The following is a 20,843-nucleotide window of genomic DNA, read 5'->3' on the forward strand; positions in this document are numbered from 1 at the left end:
ATGGCGATGAACCTGCCCTCTCGTTCCGCGCGCGGCCGGCGAGCGCCGATGGCGGACATCAACGTGACCCCGCTGGTCGACGTGATGCTGGTGCTGTTGATCATCTTCATGGTCACGGCGCCCTTGCTGACGGCGGGCGTGCCGGTGAACCTTCCCGACAGCCGGGCCAAGGCGCTGGACCAGGAGAAGCAGCCGATCGAACTGTCGATCGACGACCAGGGGCGCTTGTTCATCGACAAGGACGAGGTGAGCGAGGCGGACCTGCCGGCAAAGCTGGATGCGATCGCGAACAAGGCGGCGGGGCAGGACCAGCCACCGCAGATCTACCTGCGCGCCGATCGCGGCCAGAATTATGGACGGGTTGCGAACGTGATGGGTGAACTGAGCCGTGCCGGGCTGACCCGGATCGCCCTGGTCACCAATGCGGGTGAGGGCGGGGGCGCAAACGCGCGCTGATGGCCGACTGATGGAACGCGCGGAAAAGATCGGGCTGGGAGTAGCCGCTGTTGGGCACATCGTGCTCTTCGGCCTGCTGTCCATCGGCTTTCTCGCCACCCCCAATCCCGCCAAGCTGAAGCAGCAGCCGGTCGAGGTCAGCCTGGTGCAGGATGTCGCGATCGAGTCCGCATCGCCCAATCCGGCCGAAGCCGCGACGTCGCAGGCGCCCGAAGTCGGCCCGCCGGAAGAGGGAGCGCCGCCTGAGCCGATCGAGGCGCCACCCGAACCCAAGCCCGAGCCGGCCCCCGCGCCGCCACAGCCCGCGCCCGAGCCGAAGCCCCAGCCCAAGCCAGCCCCTCCGAAGCCCGAGCCGAAACCGCAGCCCAAGCCGGCGCCAAAGCCCGCACCTGCGCCCAAGCCGGTTCCGCAGCCCAAGCCTGCGCCCGCCAAGCCCGCACCGCAGCCCAAGCCCGTGCCGGCCAAGGCCGCACCCGCCAAGGCTGCACCCGCGAAGCCCGCCTCCAAGCCGGCGGCGAGCACCGCCAAGCCCACCACCGCTTCTCGCGGAACGGGATCCAGCCCAAGCGCGACCGCGGCACGTCCACGCGGCGGGCGGCTCGGCAACGACTTCCTCAAGGGCCTGACCGACCAGCCGAGCAAGAGCACGGCCGCCGATGCCGCGCCGGCTGCAAAGATGGGAACACAGCAGGCGGCCAACATCGGTTCGGCCATCAAGCGACAAGTTCAGCCTTGTGCGAACCGGCAGGTTACGCCTGGGCCCGGCGCCGAGCGTATCCAGGTAACCATCAACTTGCGCCTTAATCGCGACGGCAGCCTTGCCGCCCGGCCGCGTGTTGTCGGGCATTCGGGCGTGGACGACGACAATGAGCGCTATGTCGCGCGGGTCGATGACCTGGCAATCGCGACCTTTGTCGGTTGTTCGCCGCTTACCGGCCTGCCTGCCGAGTTGTACGACGTTCAGAATGGCTGGAGCAACTTCACGCTCCGCTACAAGCTTCCGGGTTGATCAACATGACCAAAGCCTTTCTCCTTGCCTCCGCCTTTCTGCTGGCCGGCAGCGCCGTTGCACAGCAGCAGTCCGGCGCGGCGCCACAGCCGCAAACGCCAGCCCCGGCGCAAGCCGGGCAGGCGGCGCCTGCTGGCGACCAGGCAGGCGGGCTGGTGGTGGACGTGGAGGGCGGCACAAGCTCCCCGACGCCGATCGCCATTCCGGTGATGCCGGCGCAACAGATCGTCGACACGCCCGCGGGATCGACCGATGCGCTGGGGCAGCAGCTGTCGACTATCATCGCCAACGACCTGCGCAACTCGGGCCTGTTCACGCCATTGCCGCCCGCACAGCTGCGCACGGTCACGGTGCCCGAGGTGACCGCGCCCGCCTTTCCTTACTGGAGCGGCACGGGCGCTCAGGCGCTGGTGCAGGGCTATGTCCGGGCGAACGGCGACGGCACGCTGACGGTCGGGTGCTACCTGTACGATGTTGCCGCGCAGACGGAGCTCATGCGGCAGGGGTTCGTCGTGCCGCCCGCAGACTGGCGCCGCGCCGCGCACAAGTGCGCCGACAGCGTATATAGCCGCCTGACCGGTGAAGGTCCGTATTTCGACAGCCGCGTTGTCTATGTGTCGGAGACCGGGCCCAAGGCGAAGCGCATCAAGCGACTGGCGATCATGGACCAGGACGGCGCCAACCACCGCTTCCTGACCAACGGCCAGTCGATCGTGCTGACACCGCGCTTTGCCCCCAATCAACAGTCGATCGTGTACATGAGCTATGTGGGCCGGGTGCCCGCCATCTATGTGTACGATATCGGATCGGGACGTCAGCGGCTGGTGGTGCAGAATGTCGCGACCACGTTCGCGCCGCGTTTCTCGCCCGATGGCCGCTACATCCTGTTCTCCATGGCGACGGGCGGCAATACCGACATTTATCGAGTGTCGAGCCAGGGCGGCACGCCGCAGCGGCTGACCAATGCGCCGGGTATCGACACAGGCGGCAGCTATTCGCCCGATGGGTCCAGGATCGTGTTCGAGAGCGATCGTTCGGGCGGCCAGCAGCTTTATGTGATGAACGCCGACGGATCGAACCAGCAGCGGATCAGCTTTGGCGGCGGGCGCTATGCGACGCCGGTTTGGAGCCCTCGCGGCGACCTGATCGCGTTCACGAAGATCTCGGGCGCGTTCCGCATCGGCGTGCTGAGCCCGTCGGGCGGCGGCGAGCGGCTGCTGACGAACAGCTGGCAGGATGAAGGCCCGAGCTGGTCGCCCAATGGCCGCGTGATCACGTTTTTCCGATCGGGCCGGGGTGGAGCCGGCAAGGCGGACCTGTTCATGGTCGACCTGACCGGCAACGTCGAACGCAAGATCCCGACGCCGCTGGACGGGTCGGACCCGGCCTGGGGACCATTGCGGCCCTGACGCACGTTGGTGGGGGCATCAACCGGGACATTCTACGGGAGAGACAATGATGGCGAAGATTTCTACCACACTGCTCGCGGCGACGGCGCTGATCGCGCTGGCAGGTTGTGCCAAGAAGCGGCCGGCAGTGCTGCCCCCCGCGCCGGCCGAGCAGGCCACGGAGGTCGCGCCATCGGGTAGTGCGGGCGATGTGGACCCGAACGGCGGTCCGGGTTCGGACGCCGACTTCCGCCGCTCGGTTCAATCGAACACCGTAAATTTCGGCGTGGACGTATACGACATCGACTCGACCGCGCGTGCCATCCTGGACAGCCAGGTCGAGTGGCTGGCCCGGTATCCGCAGGTCCGGATCACCGTTGAAGGGCATTGTGACGAGCGTGGTACCCGTGAGTACAACCTTGCGCTGGGTGATCGACGCGCGAACGCCGCCAAGAACTATCTGGTCGCGCGCGGCGTCGCAGCCTCGCGGATCAGCACAATCAGCTATGGCAAGGAACGCCCGCTGGCGCTCGGTTCCGACGAGGAAGCCTATGCCCAGAACCGTCGCGCGGTGACGGTGATCATCGGGCGTTAACAGCCCTCGGCCCGGTTCGCGACGGACCGGGCCAGTTACCACCATGTCATCAAAGCGTCAGGTCGTTCCCGGCCTGACCCTTGTCGCGCGTGATTGCGACGAGCTGTTCTCGATTTGCTTTGCCGGCTGCCTCACTCCGATATAAAAGTGATATCACTTTAAGGAGGGCAACATGGTCGAGCAGGGTAGGGGACTGAGGCAATCGGTTGAGCGGCAGGCAGCAACGGCGAGCGGTTATCCGATGCTGCTGTTGCTGGTAGGGGCGGTTGCCACGGCCGTGGTCGGCCTGACCTTTGTCGAGCACCAGCCTGCGGTGGGCGCGACATTTCTGGTCGCCGGCGCTGTGGTGGCCGCCTTTGTCGCGATCGGCTTTTTCATGCTCCAGCCCAACCAGGCCGCGGCGATCACGCTGTTCGGGAGCTACAAGGGAACGGACCGAGCGAGCGGCCTGCGCTGGGTGCTGCCCTGGATGGCCCGCCGCAAGGTGTCGGTACGCGCCAACAACATCATCTCCGAACGGATCAAGGTCAATGATCTGCGCGGCAACCCGATCGAGATGGCGGCGCAGGTGGTGTGGCGCGTGACCGACACCGCGCAGGCGCTGTTCGACGTCGATGATTATCGCGCCTTCGTGCTGGTGCAAATCGAGGCGGCGGTGCGGACGATCGGGTCGCGCTATCCTTATGACGATTTCGAGCATCAGGAGGTGACGCTGCGCGGCAACCACGACCAGGTCGGCGGCGAACTGCGCGACGAGCTGATCGCTCGGCTGCTGGTCGCCGGGATCATGGTGGACGAATGCGGCTTCACCCACCTCGCCTATGCGCCGGAGATTGCGCAGGCCATGCTGCGGCGGCAGCAGGCCGCGGCTGTGGTCGCGGCTCGGCAGACGCTGGTTGCGGGCGCGGTCGGCATGGTGGAGATGGCGCTGGAGCAGCTATCGGCGAAGAACGTGGTCGAGCTGGACGACGAACGGCGCGCGGCCATGGTGTCGAACCTGATGGTGGTGCTGTGCGGGGAGCGCGACACTCAGCCGGTCGTCAACACGGGCACGTTGTACCAGTAGGGTCCAGTGGCCGCGTCCAAGAAAGCCTTTCCCCTCCGACTCGACCCGGCGCTTCATGCCGCGGTTGAACGGGCGGCGGCGTCCGACCTGCGCAGCGTCAACGCCGAAATCGAATGCCTGCTGCGCGAAGCCCTGGGGCGCCGGGGCGTGACGCTGGATCCGCCGGAACGCGCGCGCCGCGGCCGGCCGCCCAAGGAGAGTGGCGATGAGTGACGGTGATTGGTTCGCGCCCAAGCGGTTCGGCTATGGCGCCGGGCTGCCGATCGCATGGCAGGGTTGGGCGATCCTGATCGGCTATCTCGCCATCCTGTTCGGGCTTGAGCGGATGATCCGCGCGCAGCACCCGGCGGTTTTCGTCACCCTCGTCCTGATCGTGACGGGTGCGTTGATCGTCGTCGCCGCGCGGCATACCCGCGGCGGCTGGCGCTGGCGCTGGCGCTGGTGGTCAGAAGACTAGGCGAGCGCGCGATCGAGCAGCTTGGCGAGGCGCAGTCCGCCGCGCTCTACCTCCAGGCGGGCCACGGGCACGATCTTCTGGATTGTGGCCTCGTCCAGCGTGGCGCGCTGGGCGGCGCCTTCGCCATCCGCGCAGACGTCGCGGCCGAGCGCGGTGGGATACACGACCGACCGCGCGACCTGGTATGCCTCTCGGCTCCAATCGGTAACAGTGCCCGCGGCCAGGCGCTTGCGTTTGGCGACTGAATAACGGCGGACCAGGCTGGGCCCGCTAGTGATCGCGCGCTCCGCCAGCGTACCGTCCCACACGGAATGAAGGTTGAAGCGGCGCGGGCTGTAGGTGCCATAGGTCGCCGCGACGTCATTGCCGCCCTTGTCGTCGTGCTCGCCGGCATGGAGCGGCTGGTGCAGGTCGCCGACGAAATGGATCAGGAACACGAGCGCGAGCACGCGGTCATGCTGGCTGGTGCGTGGGTTGCGCAGAGCAGCTACGTCCTTCTCGATCTGAGCCGACACACAATTGCCGTCCTTGCAAGCCGTTTCGAGTTCAAACGGCTTGCAAATGTTCACATCCTGGAAGTGCCAATTATACGCGTAGCCGAACCGGGCCTTACCATTCGCGTCCTTGAGCGGCTTGACGCAATCGGCCCAGGTGGACGCATCCTCGATCCGCTTGGCGGGGCACTCCGGGGTGTCGAGCAGCGCGTCCGTCGCCAGGATGCGGCGGATCTTCGCGCGCGTCGCCGGCTTCACGTTCGCCAAAGCAATCCGTGCCACCGTCTGGTGGCCATATTCCCAATAGGCCGAGGCGGGGGAGGCGATGGCGAGGGCCGCGGCGGTGGTGAGCGGAGCAAGGAGCTTCATGCGCCCGAGCCCTAATGCGTCGCGCAAATGAGGCAAGATCACTTACGTGTCAGAAAAGATGGCGACTTCTCGTCGATTCATCGAATCGGTGCGCGCGCGGTACATGCCGGGCGTGGTGAAGTGCCAGGCAGCGTGGCCGCCCGCACCCACTACGATTACCCCGCCGGTGCCGCCCAGGCCCTGAACCTCTGCCAGCACGGCGGTCGTAGCGGTGTCGATCGATTCACCCGACAGCCGGATACGGGCGGCGATCTCATGACCGACGCCGACGCGCAGGAATGATTCGCCAGAACCGGTCGCGGATACCGCACAAGCGCGGTCATCCGCCCAGGTGCCCGCGCCGATGATCGGCGAATCGCCGATCCGGCCCCAGCGTTTGCCGGTGACTCCGCCGGTCGAGGTCGCGGCGGCAAGATGGCCCGCCATATCGCGCGCCACTGCACCGACCGTTCCGTATTTCATGTCGACGTCGAACGCGTCGGCCGAATCGCGCTTCATCGCGGCAAGCTGGTAAACGCGCTCTGGAATGACGAACCAGTCGGGCCTCGCCTGCTCCAACCCTTGGTCGAGCGAGAAGGCGTCAGCCCCAGCGCCGGCGAGAAGGACGTGCGGGCTTTCGTCCATCACGCGGCGCGCCAGGCTGACCGGGTGGCGCGTGCGGGTGACGCCGGCGACGGCCCCGGCGGCGCGGCTGTCCCCGGCCATGATCGCGGCGTCCAACGTGGCCGTGCCGTCAAGGCCCAAGGCAGAACCACGGCCGGCGTTGAAATGAGGATCGTCCTCCAGCACCCGCACCGCCGCCTCAACGGCGTCGAGCGACGATCCGCCCGTGGCCAGGATCGCCTCGCCAGCGTTCAGCGCACGGTCGAGCGCAGCACGGGCGCGTGCCTCGCCTTCAGCGGAAAGGGTGTCGGGGGTAATGATCCCCGACCCGCCGTGGATCATCAATGACCAGCGCGACACGCTCATGCCACCGCGGGCCGGTCGAGCGCGCGTGCGGCGGAACGGCGGTTCATGCGCAATCCGATCAGCGGCCGCAGCCAGCCAACCTCACGCCCGCCGAGGTAGAACAGCCCACAACCCGCCACCGTCGCCGCGAGCAGGATGGCAAATTCCGCTACGCCCGACAGGCCGGCCGGGAGCAGCAGGGCCATGGCGACGACGATCACCGTCTGGTGGACGAGGTAAAAGGGGAAAACCGCTTCCGTCAGGGTCGAGCGCCATGGGTGGTCACGGCGGCCCCAGCGTTCCGCGACCCCGATCAACGCCACGATCGCGCCCCATTGCTCGCAAGCATGGGCGATCCCGTACACGGGGTAGAGCGCGCGCGGGGCCGGGGTCGCGGCAAGCTCAATGGCGGCAATGGTCAGGTACCCGGCAACCGCCACGGCGGCACCCAGCGGCGCCCAGCGCGCGATCGCACGCATCGTTGCCGGTGAGCCTGCCAGGCCGAAGCCGAACAGGAAGGCCGGCAAAAAGGTCAGGTGCGCTATCGGGTCGGCAAGGAGGCGGTGCGTCTCCGCCGCCATGGTGAACCACCAGCCGTGAACGCACGCGGCCCAGCCAAGGGGAAGCAAAAGAACGGCCGGTCCCGAGAATGCGCGATCGAACAGGTGCTGCACCCGCGGCTTTACCAGCAGGGCAACAAGCGCGAGGGCAACGGTATAGACCCACAGATAGCCAACGAACCACAGGTGGTTCCACGACGGCAGCGCCAAGCCAGCAATGTGGGAAAAGCGGAAATAATCCTGCAGCCAGAAGCTTGGCAGGCTGGCGGCATAGCCGTGCTTGGTGACCAGCTCCACCCAGGCCTGGGGCGGCACTATCACCGCAATACCGAAAGCGAGCGGAAGCAGCAGGCGCCAGCTGCGATCGGCCAGGAAATTGCCCACCCCCGGCGACCGCGCAAGCAGCGCGCGGCTGGCATAGCCAGACACGACGAACAGCAGGGTCAGGCGCCAGGCATTGGTCGCCAGCATCGGCAGCACCAGCCAGTTCGCGACGTGCACGGACTTCACATGATAATCCCATGGCGCGAATACCATGGCGATATGGTACAGGATCAGAAGGGCAAAGGCGCCGATGCGGAGCCAGTCCATGCCGTGGTGCCGTGCAATCATCGCGGGCGCACTTAGGTAGGCCAGCGTTTCGGCGCTAGTCGCTTGCGCTCTTCCGGGGCAGGCGTGCGAGGAGTATAGGGCCCATCATGTCCTCCGTGAGACCCTGGCGCGACATCGTCCGCCGTCCGAGCCGCCAGATCATGGTCGGCAATGTTCCCGTCGGCGGCGATGCCCCCGTCACCGTTCAGACCATGACCAACACGCCGACCAGCGATGCCGGCGCGACCATCAGCCAGATCCGCCGCTGCGAAGAAGCGGGCGCGGACATCATCCGCGTATCCTGCCCCGATGTTGAAAGCACCGCTGCCCTGGGCGGCATTGTTCGCGCGGCGCGGGTGCCGATCGTCGCGGACATCCACTTTCACTACAAGCGGGCGCTGGAAGCCGCCGATGCGGGCGCGGCTTGCCTGCGCATCAACCCCGGCAATATCGGCTCGTCCGAGCGGGTCGCGGAAGTGGTGCGGGCAGCCAAGGCGAATGGCTGCGCCATCCGCATAGGCGTGAATGCCGGCAGCCTGGAGCGCGACCTGCTGGAGAAATACGGCGAGCCGTGCCCCGATGCGCTGGTCGAATCGGCGCTGGACCACATCAAGCTTCTACAGGACCACGATTTCCACGAGTACAAGGTCGCGGTGAAGGCGTCCGACCTGTTCCTGGCCGTTGCCGCGTACCAGCAGCTTGCCGAGGCCGTGGACTGCCCGTTGCATTTGGGCATCACGGAGGCCGGCGGCTTTGTCGGGGGCACCGTCAAGAGCGCCATCGGCATCGGTTCGCTGTTGTGGTTCGGGATCGGCGACACGATCCGGGTATCCTTGTCCGCAGAGCCGGAGGAGGAAGTCCGGGTCGGCTTCGAAATCCTGAAGAGCCTGGGCATCCGCAACCGCGGCGTGCGTGTCGTGTCCTGCCCCAGCTGCGCGCGCCAGGGCTTTGACGTGATCCGCACGGTGCAGGCGTTGGAGGAACGCCTTGTCCACATCCGCACACCCATGTCGCTGTCGGTGCTCGGCTGCGTCGTTAACGGGCCGGGCGAAGCACGGGAAACCGACATCGGCCTGACCGGCGGCGGCAATGGCAAGCACATGGTGTACCTGTCCGGGGTGACCGACCACCATGTTCAGGACGAGGGCATGATCGACCACATCGTCCGGCTGGTGGAGGCCAAGGCGGCGGAGATCGAGGCGGCGACCGAAGCCAAGGCGGCGTGAGCGCCGGCGGCGCCGGGCGTGGCCCGGACGGCGGCACGCGATCAGTATCGTTATGGACTCACGCTGCTCATCGTCGCACCGATCGCACTGGTGGTGCTGCCCGAGTTCGCCCAGCACGTCGCCGGGATGAAGCTTGGCTGCTTGAAAGCCGGACGATGACGTGCGCCCTGCCGCGCGACCCGACATGCTGAGCGTTCGACTAGGCCAGGTTCACGGACCTTTTCTCGCCTTTGCCTGTGCCCGCGCGGCTTGGTGGCCGGGCGCGCGATGGTATGATCTTCGCGAGCTCGCCGGGGTCGGCTGATCATCGGCCTGGTATCGTCCATGGTGATCGGCAGCGTGGCCGCCCTGCCCGTGGGACGTCGGCGCGGCATGGCGGCCGACACGGTGGCTTTCGATCCTGTCCCTCCCCGCGCTGCGGGTTCTAGTCACGGCCTGACGCGGATCGCGCTTCGTTCGGGCGTGCAGCATCGCTATGCGGGGTGGATGCGCGCCGCGGTTCCCGTCCTGCCCCTACTCGTAGCGGCGCTTGGAATTGCTTCCTATGGCGTAATGGACGCGCTGATGAAGGGGCTGGCACTCGGCATCGGCGCCTATTCCGCATTGGTGTGGCGGGTCGGGGCGGGCACTGCGATCACGGCGGTCCTGTACCTTGGCAGTCGGCCGCGGCGACCACAGCGTCATGTGCTGTTGGTGCACGCGGGACGAAGCGTGCTGGTGGCGGCCATGGCGCTCGCCTTTTTTTGGGGGATCGCCCGCGTGCCGCTGGCCGAGGCGGTGGCGCTGTCCTTCATTGCGCCGCTGATCGCGCTGGGACTGGCAGCGCTGTTCCTGCGAGAGGCGGTGGGCTGGCAGTCGGTTGCAGCGTCGGTGCTTGGGCTGGTCGGTGTCGCGATCGTAATGGCGGGACGGCTGGGCGTCACCCATGGGCCCGATACGGCGCGCGGCATGGCGGCGGTGCTGGTGTCGGCGATACTTTATGCGGCCAACCTTGTCGTCGCGCGCCATCAGGCGCAGCAGGCGGGGCCGGTCGAGATCGCGTTCTGGCAGAATCTGTTCGTGCTCACGCTGTTGTTGGTGGGCGCAGCGTGGCTGGTGCGGCCCATTCCCGGTCAGGGTGCCGCGATCGGTGCAGCAGCGGTGCTGGCGGTGGTATCGCTGCTGCTCCTGTCCTGGGCCTATGCGCGGGCAGAGGCGCGCGTGCTGGTGAGCGTCGAGTACACCGCCTTTATCTGGGCGGCGCTGATGGGCTGGTGGTGGTTTGGCGAGGAACTGACCCCGGTGACGCTGGCGGGCACCGCGCTGATCATCGCGGGGTGCGCATGGGCGGCAAGAACGGGCGGCGCGCCGGCGCTGCCGCAAGCGGAGGCGAGTGCATGATCCTGATCCGTCCGGCGTTGGCTGGCGATGTCCCGACCATCCTGCATTTCGTGCGCGAACTGGCCGCGTTTGAGCGAGAACCGGACGCGGTAAAGGCGACGGAGGCCATGTTGAGCGGCGCGCTGTTCGGGCCGGCGCCTGCCGCCGAAGCGGTGGTCGCCGGGCGGGACGGCGATCTGGTCGGCTTTGCGTTGTTCTTTCACAACTTTTCGACCTGGACCGGGCGACGCGGGCTGTACCTGGAGGACCTGTACGTGACCCCGGCAGCGCGAGGCGAGGGGGTGGGCACGGCGCTGTTGCGGCATCTGGCCCGGGTCGCGGTGGAGCGCGATTGCGCGCGGTTCGAATGGTCGGTACTCGATTGGAATGCCGACGCGATCGCCTTTTATCGGGCGATGGGCGCCGAGGGACTGGACGAGTGGACCGTGCAGCGCGTCGCCGGGCCGGCGCTGGCGCGGCTGGCGGGGCAGGAGTGATGGATACCGGCCTGCTTGACTGGGTGGGCGAGGCGATGGCGCCGGTCGGCAATGTCAGCTATCGCGCGATGATGGGCGGAGCGATGGTGTATTGCGATGGCACCGTGTTCGCGATCGTCGCCGCGGACGAGCTTTGGTTCAAGCTGGACGATCAGGGCGCGGCGGCGTTCGACGCGGCGGGCTGTGAGCGGTTCAGCTATACCGACAAGAACGGGCGTGTCGCGACCATGCGCTATGCCCGCGCACCCGACGAATGTCTGGATGATGCCGACGCGCTGCGCCATTGGGGCATTCTGGCGTTGGAGGCAGGCCGCCGAGCCCCGGTCAGGGCCCGGCGACGGTAACGATCAGGCAGCCGCGTCGCGGTCGCCTTCGGCCTTGTCCATGCCGGGTGCGGGCTCACCCTGATCCTTGGCAGCCTCATAGCGCTCGATCGCTTCCAGGGTGATCCGGCGCGCTTCGTCGCGGCCGCCCCAGGTGCCGATCCGCACCCACTTCTTCTTTTCCAGATCCTTGTAGTGGGTGAAGAAGTGCTCGATCTGTTCAAAGACGATCTCGGGCAGATCATCCTTCTCGCCTACGTTGGAATAGTAGGGGAAGGTCGAATCGACCGGCACGCAGACCAGCTTTTCATCGCCACCCGCTTCGTCTTCCAGGTTCAGCACCGCGATGGGGCGGGCACGTACCACGCAACCCGGGATAAAGGGCGAGCGGGCCACGACCAGTGCATCGAGCGGATCGCCATCGGGCGACAAAGTATGCGGAACGAACCCGTAATTAGCCGGGTAGCGCATGGGCGTATGAAGAATACGGTCAACAAAGAGAGCGCCGCTCGCCTTGTCGAACTCGTACTTCACTGGCTCGCCGCCGACCGGCACTTCGATGATGACGTTAAGATCGTCAGGTGGGTTCTTGCCCACCGGGATAAGGTCAATGCGCATGAAGAACCCTGTTTGTTGAGCGAAATGAGCCGTGATCGGCCCTATTCCGGCGGCGCGCCTAGCTGAGCGCGCCGCCCGAGTCGATGTTGTTTACTTCCAACGTCCGGTGAGCGGTGCCTGATCAGGGACGTGGTGCGAGCAGGCGGTCGAGCCCGGTGTCGCCGGTGCCGGTCTTTTCCAGGCGCGGGTAACGCGGGCCGCCATGATAGTCGATCAGCGCCTCGCGAACCTGGTCCTGGCTTTTCACGAGCAGGCGGATCGGATCGCGGCTGGTTTTCGCCGCGACGACCGCCTCCTTCAGGCGGTCGCCAGTAAAGGCGACGCCGTTAACCGACAGGATGGTGGTACCGACGTCCACACCCGCCTTGAACGCGGGCGAGTCCCAGATGGTGGAGGAAACCTCACCTTCCTTGTTCACCGTCAGGCCGATCGAATAGCTTAGGTCGGTGCCGCTGCGCAGCTTCTCCAGCCCCTTGAAGTAGCTGGTCGGCTCCGGCCCGTAGACGAGCTTGTAGCCGTTCATGGCAAAGCCCTGGATCGGCGCGGGCTTGCCCGTTTCGGTCAGCCGCTGGTTGAGGAAGCCCGCCCAGTCATAGGGCTGGATGCCGTTCAGAGTCTTGGCAACATCGTCGATGGTGTAGGTCAGCTCACCATAGTCGCCGTCCCGGACACCAAAAAAGGCGCGGGCGAAGTCGTCGATCGACTTGGTGCCGCCGGATTTCTGGCGGAGCATCGCGTCGACCTCCATCCAGACCATCAGGCCCTCATTGTAGTAATCTTCCGACCGCTGATAATTGCTCCAGCCCTTGGGCCGGCGGGCCGAGATGACGGGATCGTTGGTGGTGTCCACAAGGTTTCGCCATTGGCGCCCGGGTGCCGTGTCATAGTTGCCGAGGATCGCGGCATAGGCATCGAGCGTGTCCTGCTTGGACACAAGGCCAGAGCGCGCCTGGAGCACATAGCCCCAGAACTGGGTCTGCCCTTCGTACACCCAGAGAAGCGAGTTGCGCATCGGGGTGCGGAAGTCGGGGGTCCACAGGTCCGCGCCGCGGCGGAACTTGCCGTCCCAGCTGTGGGTGTACTCGTGCGGCAGGAGGTTTCGGGCGGCAGCGCCCGTTTCCCACTCGGTAAAATAGCCCGGCTTTACGCCGTTCTCGGACGAGCGGTGATGTTCAAGGCCGATGCCGCCCAGCTGGTCGGTGATCGAGAGCAGGAAGTGGTAATTGTCGTAATGCTGGGCGCCGAAGGTCTTTACCGCCTGCGTCACCAACTGCTGGTGTGCGGTGATCTGTTCTGGCTTGGCCTCCAGCTCCTTGGGCGTGTCGGCGAACACGTCCAGGAACACGCGCTGGCTTAGCGGGATGCTGCGGCCGTAGCGGCCGGCGAGGATCGGGGAGTCGACCAGCACTTCATAATTGGTCTGGTCATAGGTGTAGGTCGAAGCGTTGGCGCCCGTGCCCTTGCGCGAGGGAAGGCCACTCGCGGCGGTCCAGCCGTCTGGATATTTGACCGTCATCTTCACCGGGATCTGACGGGTGAAGTAGCCGGCCGGATACAGGCTGACCGAGTTTGGCTGGAGCGAGATCATCGACGGGGTTGCGACGATGCGGCCCTGATCGGCCTTGGTCGCGGAGATGAACTGGAATTCGACGTCGAGGCGCTTGGCGCCCTGCGGCACGTCGATGTGGAAGGCGTAGACGTCGACCGGATCGCGGGTCCAGGGCAGGATGCGGCCGTTGGCGCGGATCACCAGGCCGGCGACCTTTTCGATTTCCCCGCGCGGGGCGTGGTTGCCGGGCAGCCACTTTGGATAAAGCAGGACGGTGTGGCCGCCCTGCGCGACCGGGATGGTTTCCTTGATCCGGAAGATACCGCGCAGATTGTCCGTCGCATCCACGTCCAGCGCGATCACACCGGGATAGGCCGCGTCGCGCGCTTCAGGCACCGTGTCGACGAACGGAACAGGCTGGGGCGCCGAGTTCCCTGCGGGGACTTGAGCCAGAGCGGGGGCGGCAACGGTGGCAAGAAGAAGTGCGAGGCTACGGATCATGGAGGGTCCTCTGGTGGAAGCCAAAGGTCTAAGCGCCCGAAAGGTCAGCCGTCCAGCCCTTAGCCGCCGCCCAGCACGTTGATCGTAAAGGCGACCACGCCAAGGTTGAACACGAACGCTGCCAGGCAGTGGCCGACAACCACACGCCGCAGCCGACGCGACGTGACCGACACGTCCGACGTCTGGAAGGTCATGCCGAGCGTGTAGCTGAAATACAGGAAGTCCCAGTAATCGGGCTGGTCGCATTTCGGGAAATTGAGTCCGCCCTGATCGCCCTTGTCGCCCCGCAGATAGAACAGGTGCGCATAGTGGAGGGCGTAGACCATGTTCGAGAACAGCCAGGCAAGCGCCAGGGTAGCTACGACGATGACGACGGCCTGCGTGTTGTTCTTGCCCTTCAGTTCGCCAGCCACTGCGACCAAGATGACCAGCATGGTGACCGCGGTGATGCCGAGCAGGCCCGCGCGGTTGGCATCATTCGCGGCGGAGCGTTCGCGCATCTGGCGCGCTTCACCCGCGCGAAACACAGGGGTGAGGGAAACAAGGAAGATGACCGCGGCAAGGTCAAAGCCGAGCATGGTTGCGCGGCCCAGCCCGACATGGGGCGAAAGAACCGCTGCCCCGATTCCGAAGAGCAGCGCAAAGGCGATGAAGCGGGGCGGGGCGACGTGCCTGCCCAGCTGGGCGGAAAGAGCCATGGGCGGGTGCTAGCGCTTCACGCTCGTCTCGCCTAGAGACGCGCGCCAATATGGCGCGTATCGAAACACCGCGGCGGGTCCGCGGAACCCAGGATATCATTGGCGACGAGCAGCGGCGGTTCGCCCACGTGCTTGGCACGTTCGAACGGGTGCGGGCGCTGTACTGTTTCGGGCGGGTCGACATTCCCGTGTTCGAGGCGACGGAGGTGTTCGCGCGCTCGATCGGCGAAACCACGGATGTCGTTTCCAAGGAGATGTACACCTTTCAGGACCGTGGCGGCGATTCGGTCACGCTTCGCCCTGAGTTCACCGCGGGCATCGCGCGGGCGTTCCTGACCGAGGGATGGAAGCAGTTCGTGCCGATGAAGGTCGCGACCAGCGGCCCGGTCTTTCGGTATGAGCGACCGCAAAAGGGGCGCTTTCGCCAGTTTCATCAGATCGACGCCGAAGTGATTGGCGCGGCCGAGCCGTCGGCTGATGTCGAACTGCTGGTGATGGCGGACCAGCTGCTGCACGAACTCGGCATCGCGGACGGGGTGACGCTGCAGCTCAACACGCTGGGCGATGCGGAAACGCGCGACGCCTGGCGCGAGGCGCTGGTTGCGCATTTCGAGGCGCATCGTGACGTGCTGTCGGAGGAAAGCCTGGTTCGGCTGGAAAAGAACCCGATGCGGATTCTCGACAGCAAGGATCCGCGCGACCGGCCGGTGGCGGATTCGGCGCCGGACATCGACGGGTACTTGACCAACGAGGCTCGCGCCTTTTTCGAAGCGGTGACGGCGGGGCTGGACGCGGCGGGCGTGCGGTGGACCCGCAACGCGCGGCTGGTGCGAGGGCTCGATTACTATCGGCATACCGCGTTCGAGTTCGTGACCGATCGGTTGGGGGCGCAGGGCACGGTGCTGGCCGGTGGGCGCTATGACGGGCTGATCGGGTCGCTCGGCGGGCCGGAGACGCCGGGCGTCGGCTGGGCGGCCGGGGTCGAGCGGCTGGCGATGTTGATCGAGGAGCCGGCGGCTGAGACGGCGCCTGTCGCGGTCGTGGTTGAGGATGATGCCGCCATGCGCGGCGCGTTTGCCGCCCTGTCGGCATTGCGTCGGGCGGGGATCGCGACCGAGCTGTATGCCAGCGGGTCGCCCCGAAAGCGCTATGACAAGGCGGTCAAGGCGCAGGCGTCCGAAATCGTGGTCGTGACAATGCGCGACGGCGCCTTGTCGGTCGTACCGCGGGGAGAGGCTCCGCGCAGTTCCGCGATCCTGAACGCGATCAACTGGGCCGGGCGATGACCCGGATCTCGCTTGAACGCATCCGGCAGATCGAGGCGCGGCGCGACGAACTGCAGGCGATGATGGCGAGCGGGGAGTTGCCGTCCGATCGCTTCGTGCAGGTTTCCAAGGAGTATGCCGAGCTGGAGCCGGTCGCGAATGCCGCGTCCGAGGTGCGGCGGCTGCGCCAGGAAGCCGAGTCACTGCGCTTCATGACGCAGGAAAGCGATGCCGAGCTGCGCGCCATGGCGGCGGACGAGCTGATCGCGAACGACACGGCGCTGGTGGAAGCTGACCGGCGGCTGGCGCTGGCGCTGTTGCCGCGCGATGCGGCGGACGAGCGCGCGGCGATGCTGGAAGTTCGCGCGGGCACCGGCGGGGACGAAGCTGCGCTGTTCGCGGGCGATCTGCTACGCATGTACCAGCGCTATGCCGAGCGGCAGGGCTGGCGGGTCGAGCTGATCAGCGCGAGCGCTTCGGAGGTCGGCGGGTACAAGGAAGTCGTCGCCTCCATCGCGGGGGCTGGCGTATTCGCGAAGCTGAAGTTCGAAAGCGGCGTCCACCGGGTACAGCGCGTGCCGGTGACGGAAGCTGGCGGGCGCATCCACACCTCTGCCGCAACGGTGGCGGTGCTGCCGGAAGCGGAGGAGGTCGATGTCCAGATCGAGGACAAGGACCTGCGCGTCGACATATATCGGTCGAGCGGGGCGGGCGGTCAGCATGTGAACACGACCGATTCAGCGGTACGGATCACTCACATTCCGACGGGCATCGTCGTGATCCAGCAGGATGAGCGATCGCAGCACAAGAACCGCGCCAAGGCGATGAAGGTGCTGCGGACGCGGCTCTACGAGGCCGAACGCGAGCGGCTTGCCAATGAGCGATCGGGCGCGCGCAAGTCGATGGTCGGATCTGGCGACCGGTCCGAGCGCATTCGGACTTATAATTTTCCGCAAGGCCGGGTCACCGACCACCGCATCAACCTGACCCTGCACCGTCTGCCGGAGATCCTGGAAGGCGAGCTCGACGAACTGGTCGGGGCGTTGATCGCGGAGGATGAGGCGGAGCGGCTGGCGCAGCTGAGTGACTGAGACCGGCGACCGCGGCCCAGTGCACCCTGTGGTGCGCGCCGCGATCACGGCGGCGGCTGCGCGGTTCGGCTTTTCCGAAACGCCGCGCCTCGACGCCGAGCTGTTGATGGCGCACGCGTTGGGGACAAGCCGGGAGGCGATGTTGCTCGGTCAACTGAACGACCCGGCGCCGGACGGCTTCGCGGCCCTGGTGGAACGACGCGCCGCGCATGAACCGGTCGCGTACATCACTGGCGTTCGCGATTTCTGGACGATCAGCCTGGCGGTCGGGCCCGGCGTGCTGATCCCTCGCGCGGATAGCGAGACCTTGCTGGAGGCGGCGGTGGATCACTTTCGGGGTACGTCGGGGCCGGCGACGATCCTCGACCTGGGTACTGGGCCGGGAACGCTGCTATTTGCCGCTTTGGCGGAATGGCCGCGGGCGCGGGGACTGGGCATCGATGCGTCGGAACAGGCGCTGGAGTACGCCGCGCGCAATGCACGGCAGCTTGGCCTAGCGCAGCGCGCCCGGCTGGAGCGCGGGGACTGGCTTGCGGGGCATGATGAGCGCTTCGACCTTGTTCTGTGCAATCCCCCCTATGTGGAGACCGGCGCGCCCCTGTCGCCGGAGGTGCGCGACTGGGAGCCGGCCGCTGCGCTGTTCGCCGGCGCAGAGGGTCTGGACGATTATCGGCGCCTTGCTCCGCAGATCGCGACGGCACTGGCGCCCGGCGGGGTCGGCTGTATCGAGATCGGGGCAGAACAAGGACCTGCGGCAGCTGCGCTATTCCGGGATGCCGGGCTACGGGTAAATATTCGCCGCGATCTGGCCGGACATCAGCGTTGCCTAGTTGCCACGTCTTGAAACAACACTTCTCTGCGGCCATATTTCTCTTGTGCCATTGTGCATTGCGCCGCTAGGGCGTGGCCGGGGCAGGTACCGCGAGACAAGACGAGCGCGAAGCGAGGATGCGCCGGAGCCGAAGCGGAAGCTCGGCCGGCGAACACGCTGAACAGCTGAACGCGGGTGGCCGGGATGGCTCCAACGCGACCGGGGTGGCGCTGAATACGGTGCCGTGATGATTAACCCAAACTACGTAACCCAAGGCAAGGGACAGGATTTTTGATCAACAATCGGCAAGCCGGCCGCCGTCGCGGTCGTGGTGGCGGGGGTAACGGTCAGCGTCAGGGCGGCAACCCCGGTCGGCCCGATGGCGGCAACCGGATCGACAACCGGGCGCGCGGCAACGCCAACCAGCTGTACGAAAAGTACAAGAACCTGGCCCGCGACGCCCAGATGCAGGGCGATCGGGTCAACACCGAATATTACCTGCAGTTCGCCGATCACTATTTTCGCGTCCTGAACGAGAGCCGTAGCCGGTTCGACGAGGGTCAGCAGCGTCGTGGCCGCGAGGACGGGTACGTCAACGGCTTCGACAGCGACTTCGACAACGGCTTCGATGGCGAGAGCGACGAGGGCGACGAGAACGAACAGGCTGCCGAAGCGCCACGTCGCGATCAACGCGAAACCGGACAGCGTGACGGCGGTCAGCGCGATGGCAACGGACGTGATGGTAACGGACGTGATGGAAACCAGCGCGACGGTGGCCAGCGTGACGGCAACCAGCGCGACGGTGGCCAGCGTTATGCCAGCCAGCGGGAAGCCGGTCCGCGGGATGGCGATCAGTTCGAGGGGCAGCAGTCCGGCGGGCGTCGTGAGCGTCGCGACGGCGATCAGTTTGAAGGCCAGCAAGGCAATGCTCGGCGCGAGCGTCGCCCGCAACCGCCTGTTGCTCAGCCCGAGATGATGGACGACGCCGTGGGCGTCGTGGCAGAGCCGCGCGTGTCGGCGCCCCAGGTTGCGAACGATGTCGATGCGGCCGGCGTGGCCTCACCCGAGCCGCGACGTCGCGGACGGCCGCGTCGCGAGCGTCCGGTCGAGGATGCCGAGTCAACGGCGATCGAGGCCGATCGTCTTCCCCCGGCACTGAGCCCGGGGAACGACGCAGGCGAGCCGGCGGCCGAAGAGCCCAAGCCGCGTCGCCGCCGACTGCGCACTGCGCAGGGTACCGACGCCGCGTCGGAGTAATCCGTTCGGCGAACTGAGTAGCTGAGGCTGGTGCCTTGGCTACTCAGCGTCGTCGCACGAGTAGTACCAGCTCCCCCAGCAGCGGGCGGGCGATCAAGAACAGCATCGCGCCATAGGCGGTCACCCCGATGGCGATGAGCATCGCCAAATGCGGTAAGGGCGGGACGCTCCCGAGACTGCGGTCCATGAGCATCACGACTCCCGCCATCACGGCTGCCGCGCTTGTCGGCCCGGCGACCGCGCGCGAAACGGCGTGTGCCGATACCCCTATCACCGGTAGCGCCCGGGCCGCACTGATCGCGAGATAGGGCGGATAGGCGACGAGCCACGCCACGGCCATGCCAGGCAATCCCCAACGCACGCCCACCAGGAAAGCGGACACCAGCAGGATGGAGCCGATCGCCCCGTTCACCACGCCGACGCCAGGCCTGCCGCGGGCGTCGCACGCGGGCGTGAGAAGGGCCTGAAGCGTCACGAATGGCATCGCGAGCGCCAGCAACCGGGCGACCGGTACAGCCTCTGCCCATTTCGGTCCCAGCACCACCAGGATCAGCGGTTCGGCGGCTGCGAACAGACCGAGGTAGAAGGGCATTGCCGCGGCCATGACCAGCCGAACCGCCTTCGCGAACGCGGCGGCGACCCGGCCGTCCCCATCCATGCGGGCATAGGCGGAAAAAGCGACCTCATTGAGGGGCGGGACCAGCTTCGACACGAAGATCTGGGTCAGGAACAAGCTGGTGGTGTACAGCCCCAGACGGTGGGGCGAGAGGCTGTGGCCGGCGATGAAGACGTCAGCCTGGCTTTGGAAAAACCAGAAAAGCTGCCCCACAGCGACGACGCCCCCGAAGCGCGCAATGTAGCCGGCGCCGCGAAAATTAAAGCTTGGCCAGACGAGCGACCGCGCCGCGAGCGTGAGGAGCACGGCCCGGGTGGTGAACAGGACGATCGGCGCCGCCACCAGCGTCCAGGCTCCCCATCCGGCAAAGGCCCCTGCCAGCGAGGCACCCGCGGCTAGCAGCGACGCGGCTAGGTTCGCAGTCGCCTGATGCCGAAAATCCATGCGCCGCGACAGCAGCGCATAGGGTAGAGCTATAAAGGGCGTGGTCAGATGGAGTAGCGCCTGGATGCGCAGCATGGAGCCGATTATCGGCTGGCCGTAATAGGCGGCGGCAATGGGCGCCAAGGCGAATTGAGCGATCGCCAGCCCTCCGTTCAAGAGGACCAGCATGCCGAACAGCTGGCGAACATCGCGGTTGGTGATCTCTCGCTGCTGGATCAGGCCGCTTGCCAGGCCGAAGCCATCGAGCATGTTGAGCAGCACGATCACCACCTGTGTCATGGCGAACAACCCGTAGTCCTCGGGGGCGAGCAGGCGAATGACCAGAAACGTCGCGGCCCACTGAATTGCCTGCGCCACGATCTGGCTGCCCGAGCGCCAAAGCACGGCGCGACGGACGATGTTGCCAAGTGGCTGGTCGCTGGATGTAGCGGGATCGCCGGCAACCGGAACGGGATGGGGAGCGTTCATGGATGTGCTCTAGCGGCACGCCCCTTCAGAAGCCGTAAACCGGCCTCGGCGGGAGAAAAGTGCATGGTCGCCGAGAAACTGTCATAAAGCCGTTGACCTGATTGTGGGTGCTGCGTATATGGCTGTCATCGCGGCGACGGACTGGAAGGTTTGTTTGCTGGGGTCGCAGAAAACCAGGTGCCATGGT

Annotated in this window: 23 protein-coding genes and 1 pseudogene; 17 read left to right on the forward strand and 7 right to left on the reverse strand. The window is 66.4% G+C overall.

The features are described from left to right. The 7 genes from tolR (at position 1) to FHS94_RS02685 (ending at position 4,971) form a co-directional block, all read left to right on the forward strand. Positions 1-456: a protein TolR gene (gene tolR, locus FHS94_RS02655; protein ID WP_184054288.1), complete on the forward strand. Its 456-nt coding sequence runs from the start codon at positions 1-3 to the stop codon at positions 454-456. Positions 457-466: 10 nt separating this feature from the next. Then, complete coding sequence (locus FHS94_RS02660) at positions 467-1,465, forward strand: cell envelope biogenesis protein TolA (protein ID WP_184054290.1); 999 nt, start codon at positions 467-469, stop codon at positions 1,463-1,465. Between the two features lie 5 nt (positions 1,466-1,470). Then, complete coding sequence (gene tolB / locus FHS94_RS02665; protein WP_184054292.1) at positions 1,471-2,874, forward strand: Tol-Pal system beta propeller repeat protein TolB; 1,404 nt, start codon at positions 1,471-1,473, stop codon at positions 2,872-2,874. Positions 2,875-2,923: 49 nt separating this feature from the next. Beyond that, positions 2,924-3,448 (forward strand): peptidoglycan-associated lipoprotein Pal, encoded by a 525-nt coding sequence (pal, locus tag FHS94_RS02670; RefSeq protein WP_184054294.1) that lies wholly within the window; start codon positions 2,924-2,926, stop codon positions 3,446-3,448. A 172-nt stretch (positions 3,449-3,620) separates the two neighbouring features. Then, positions 3,621-4,514, forward strand: coding sequence for an SPFH domain-containing protein (locus FHS94_RS02675; protein ID WP_184054296.1), 894 nt, complete (start codon positions 3,621-3,623; stop codon positions 4,512-4,514). Between the two features lie 6 nt (positions 4,515-4,520). Next, entirely contained in the window at positions 4,521-4,727 is a 207-nt protein-coding gene (locus FHS94_RS02680; RefSeq protein WP_184054298.1) for a toxin-antitoxin system HicB family antitoxin, read from the forward strand. Next, positions 4,720-4,971 carry a hypothetical protein gene (locus FHS94_RS02685; RefSeq protein ID WP_184054300.1) on the forward strand — a complete coding sequence of 84 codons (252 nt, stop codon included), beginning with the start codon at positions 4,720-4,722 and terminating at the stop codon, positions 4,969-4,971. The genes FHS94_RS02680 and FHS94_RS02685 overlap by 8 nt, the downstream gene beginning before the upstream one ends. Here FHS94_RS02685 and FHS94_RS02690 read toward each other — a convergent pair. The 3 genes from FHS94_RS02690 to FHS94_RS02700 are packed head-to-tail and all read right to left on the reverse strand — an operon-like array spanning position 4,968 to position 7,933. After that, positions 4,968-5,834: a S1/P1 nuclease gene (locus tag FHS94_RS02690; RefSeq protein ID WP_184054302.1), complete on the reverse strand. Its 867-nt coding sequence runs from the start codon at positions 5,832-5,834 to the stop codon at positions 4,968-4,970. The two genes, FHS94_RS02685 and FHS94_RS02690, sit on opposite strands and share 4 nt — an antisense overlap. Before the next feature lie 42 nt (positions 5,835-5,876). Continuing rightward, positions 5,877-6,803: an isoaspartyl peptidase/L-asparaginase family protein gene (locus tag FHS94_RS02695; protein ID WP_184054304.1), complete on the reverse strand. Its 927-nt coding sequence runs from the start codon at positions 6,801-6,803 to the stop codon at positions 5,877-5,879. Beyond that, entirely contained in the window at positions 6,800-7,933 is a 1,134-nt protein-coding gene (locus FHS94_RS02700; RefSeq protein WP_246348291.1) for an acyltransferase family protein, read from the reverse strand. The genes FHS94_RS02695 and FHS94_RS02700 overlap by 4 nt, the downstream gene beginning before the upstream one ends. A 107-nt stretch (positions 7,934-8,040) precedes the next feature. On the opposite strand from FHS94_RS02700, the gene ispG reads away from it, so the two are divergent. The 5 genes from ispG (at position 8,041) to FHS94_RS02725 (ending at position 11,359) form a co-directional block, all read left to right on the forward strand. Then, the gene (gene ispG / locus FHS94_RS02705; protein WP_184054306.1) at positions 8,041-9,159 is read left to right on the forward strand and encodes a flavodoxin-dependent (E)-4-hydroxy-3-methylbut-2-enyl-diphosphate synthase; all 1,119 of its coding nucleotides are present in this window, start codon (positions 8,041-8,043) and stop codon (positions 9,157-9,159) included. An 18-nt stretch (positions 9,160-9,177) separates the two neighbouring features. After that, entirely contained in the window at positions 9,178-9,318 is a 141-nt protein-coding gene (locus FHS94_RS02710; RefSeq protein ID WP_184054308.1) for a hypothetical protein, read from the forward strand. Between the two features lie 165 nt (positions 9,319-9,483). Next, positions 9,484-10,539, forward strand: coding sequence for a DMT family transporter (locus FHS94_RS02715; protein ID WP_343055128.1), 1,056 nt, complete (start codon positions 9,484-9,486; stop codon positions 10,537-10,539). Further along, entirely contained in the window at positions 10,536-11,015 is a 480-nt protein-coding gene (locus FHS94_RS02720) for a GNAT family N-acetyltransferase (RefSeq protein WP_184054310.1), read from the forward strand. The genes FHS94_RS02715 and FHS94_RS02720 overlap by 4 nt, the downstream gene beginning before the upstream one ends. Next, positions 11,015-11,359 (forward strand): TfoX/Sxy family protein, encoded by a 345-nt coding sequence (locus FHS94_RS02725; RefSeq protein ID WP_184054312.1) that lies wholly within the window; start codon positions 11,015-11,017, stop codon positions 11,357-11,359. The genes FHS94_RS02720 and FHS94_RS02725 overlap by 1 nt, the downstream gene beginning before the upstream one ends. A 3-nt stretch (positions 11,360-11,362) precedes the next feature. On the opposite strand, the gene ppa is transcribed toward FHS94_RS02725, so the two are convergent. The 3 genes from ppa to FHS94_RS02740 all read right to left on the reverse strand — a co-directional run bounded on the left by ppa (position 11,363) and on the right by FHS94_RS02740 (position 14,704). Continuing rightward, the gene (gene ppa, locus FHS94_RS02730) at positions 11,363-11,956 is read right to left on the reverse strand and encodes an inorganic diphosphatase (protein ID WP_184054314.1); all 594 of its coding nucleotides are present in this window, start codon (positions 11,954-11,956) and stop codon (positions 11,363-11,365) included. 121 nt (positions 11,957-12,077) lie between these two features. Further along, positions 12,078-14,006: a M61 family metallopeptidase gene (locus FHS94_RS02735; protein WP_184054316.1), complete on the reverse strand. Its 1,929-nt coding sequence runs from the start codon at positions 14,004-14,006 to the stop codon at positions 12,078-12,080. Between the two features lie 59 nt (positions 14,007-14,065). After that, a complete protein-coding gene (locus FHS94_RS02740; protein ID WP_184054318.1) occupies positions 14,066-14,704 on the reverse strand; it encodes a DUF1345 domain-containing protein in 639 nt (212 codons plus the stop codon). 50 nt (positions 14,705-14,754) lie between these two features. On the opposite strand from FHS94_RS02740, the gene hisS reads away from it, so the two are divergent. The 5 genes and pseudogenes from hisS (at position 14,755) to FHS94_RS19325 (ending at position 19,128) form a co-directional block, all read left to right on the forward strand. Then, positions 14,755-15,990, forward strand: coding sequence for a histidine--tRNA ligase (gene hisS / locus FHS94_RS02745; RefSeq protein ID WP_184054320.1), 1,236 nt, complete (start codon positions 14,755-14,757; stop codon positions 15,988-15,990). Further along, positions 15,987-17,060, forward strand: a complete 1,074-nt coding sequence (prfA, locus tag FHS94_RS02750) for a peptide chain release factor 1 (RefSeq protein WP_184054322.1) — start codon at positions 15,987-15,989, stop codon at positions 17,058-17,060. The genes hisS and prfA overlap by 4 nt, the downstream gene beginning before the upstream one ends. Continuing rightward, entirely contained in the window at positions 17,053-17,904 is an 852-nt protein-coding gene (gene prmC, locus FHS94_RS02755) for a peptide chain release factor N(5)-glutamine methyltransferase (RefSeq protein ID WP_425506152.1), read from the forward strand. Before prfA ends, prmC begins: the two co-directional genes overlap by 8 nt. A gap of 258 nt (positions 17,905-18,162) precedes the next feature. Further along, a pseudogene (locus FHS94_RS19320) lies at positions 18,163-18,357 on the forward strand (DUF4167 domain-containing protein); the annotation flags it as partial. 489 nt (positions 18,358-18,846) lie between these two features. Continuing rightward, complete coding sequence (locus FHS94_RS19325) at positions 18,847-19,128, forward strand: hypothetical protein (RefSeq protein WP_246348328.1); 282 nt, start codon at positions 18,847-18,849, stop codon at positions 19,126-19,128. A 43-nt stretch (positions 19,129-19,171) separates the two neighbouring features. Here the strand turns inward: FHS94_RS19325 and FHS94_RS02765 are convergent, their stop codons facing one another. Then, positions 19,172-20,656, reverse strand: a complete 1,485-nt coding sequence (locus FHS94_RS02765; protein WP_184054326.1) for a lipopolysaccharide biosynthesis protein — start codon at positions 20,654-20,656, stop codon at positions 19,172-19,174. Between the last annotated feature and the right edge of the window lie 187 nt (positions 20,657-20,843).

This window comes from Sphingomonas aerophila (assembly GCF_014199305.1).
Lineage (GTDB): Bacteria > Pseudomonadota > Alphaproteobacteria > Sphingomonadales > Sphingomonadaceae > Sphingomonas > Sphingomonas aerophila.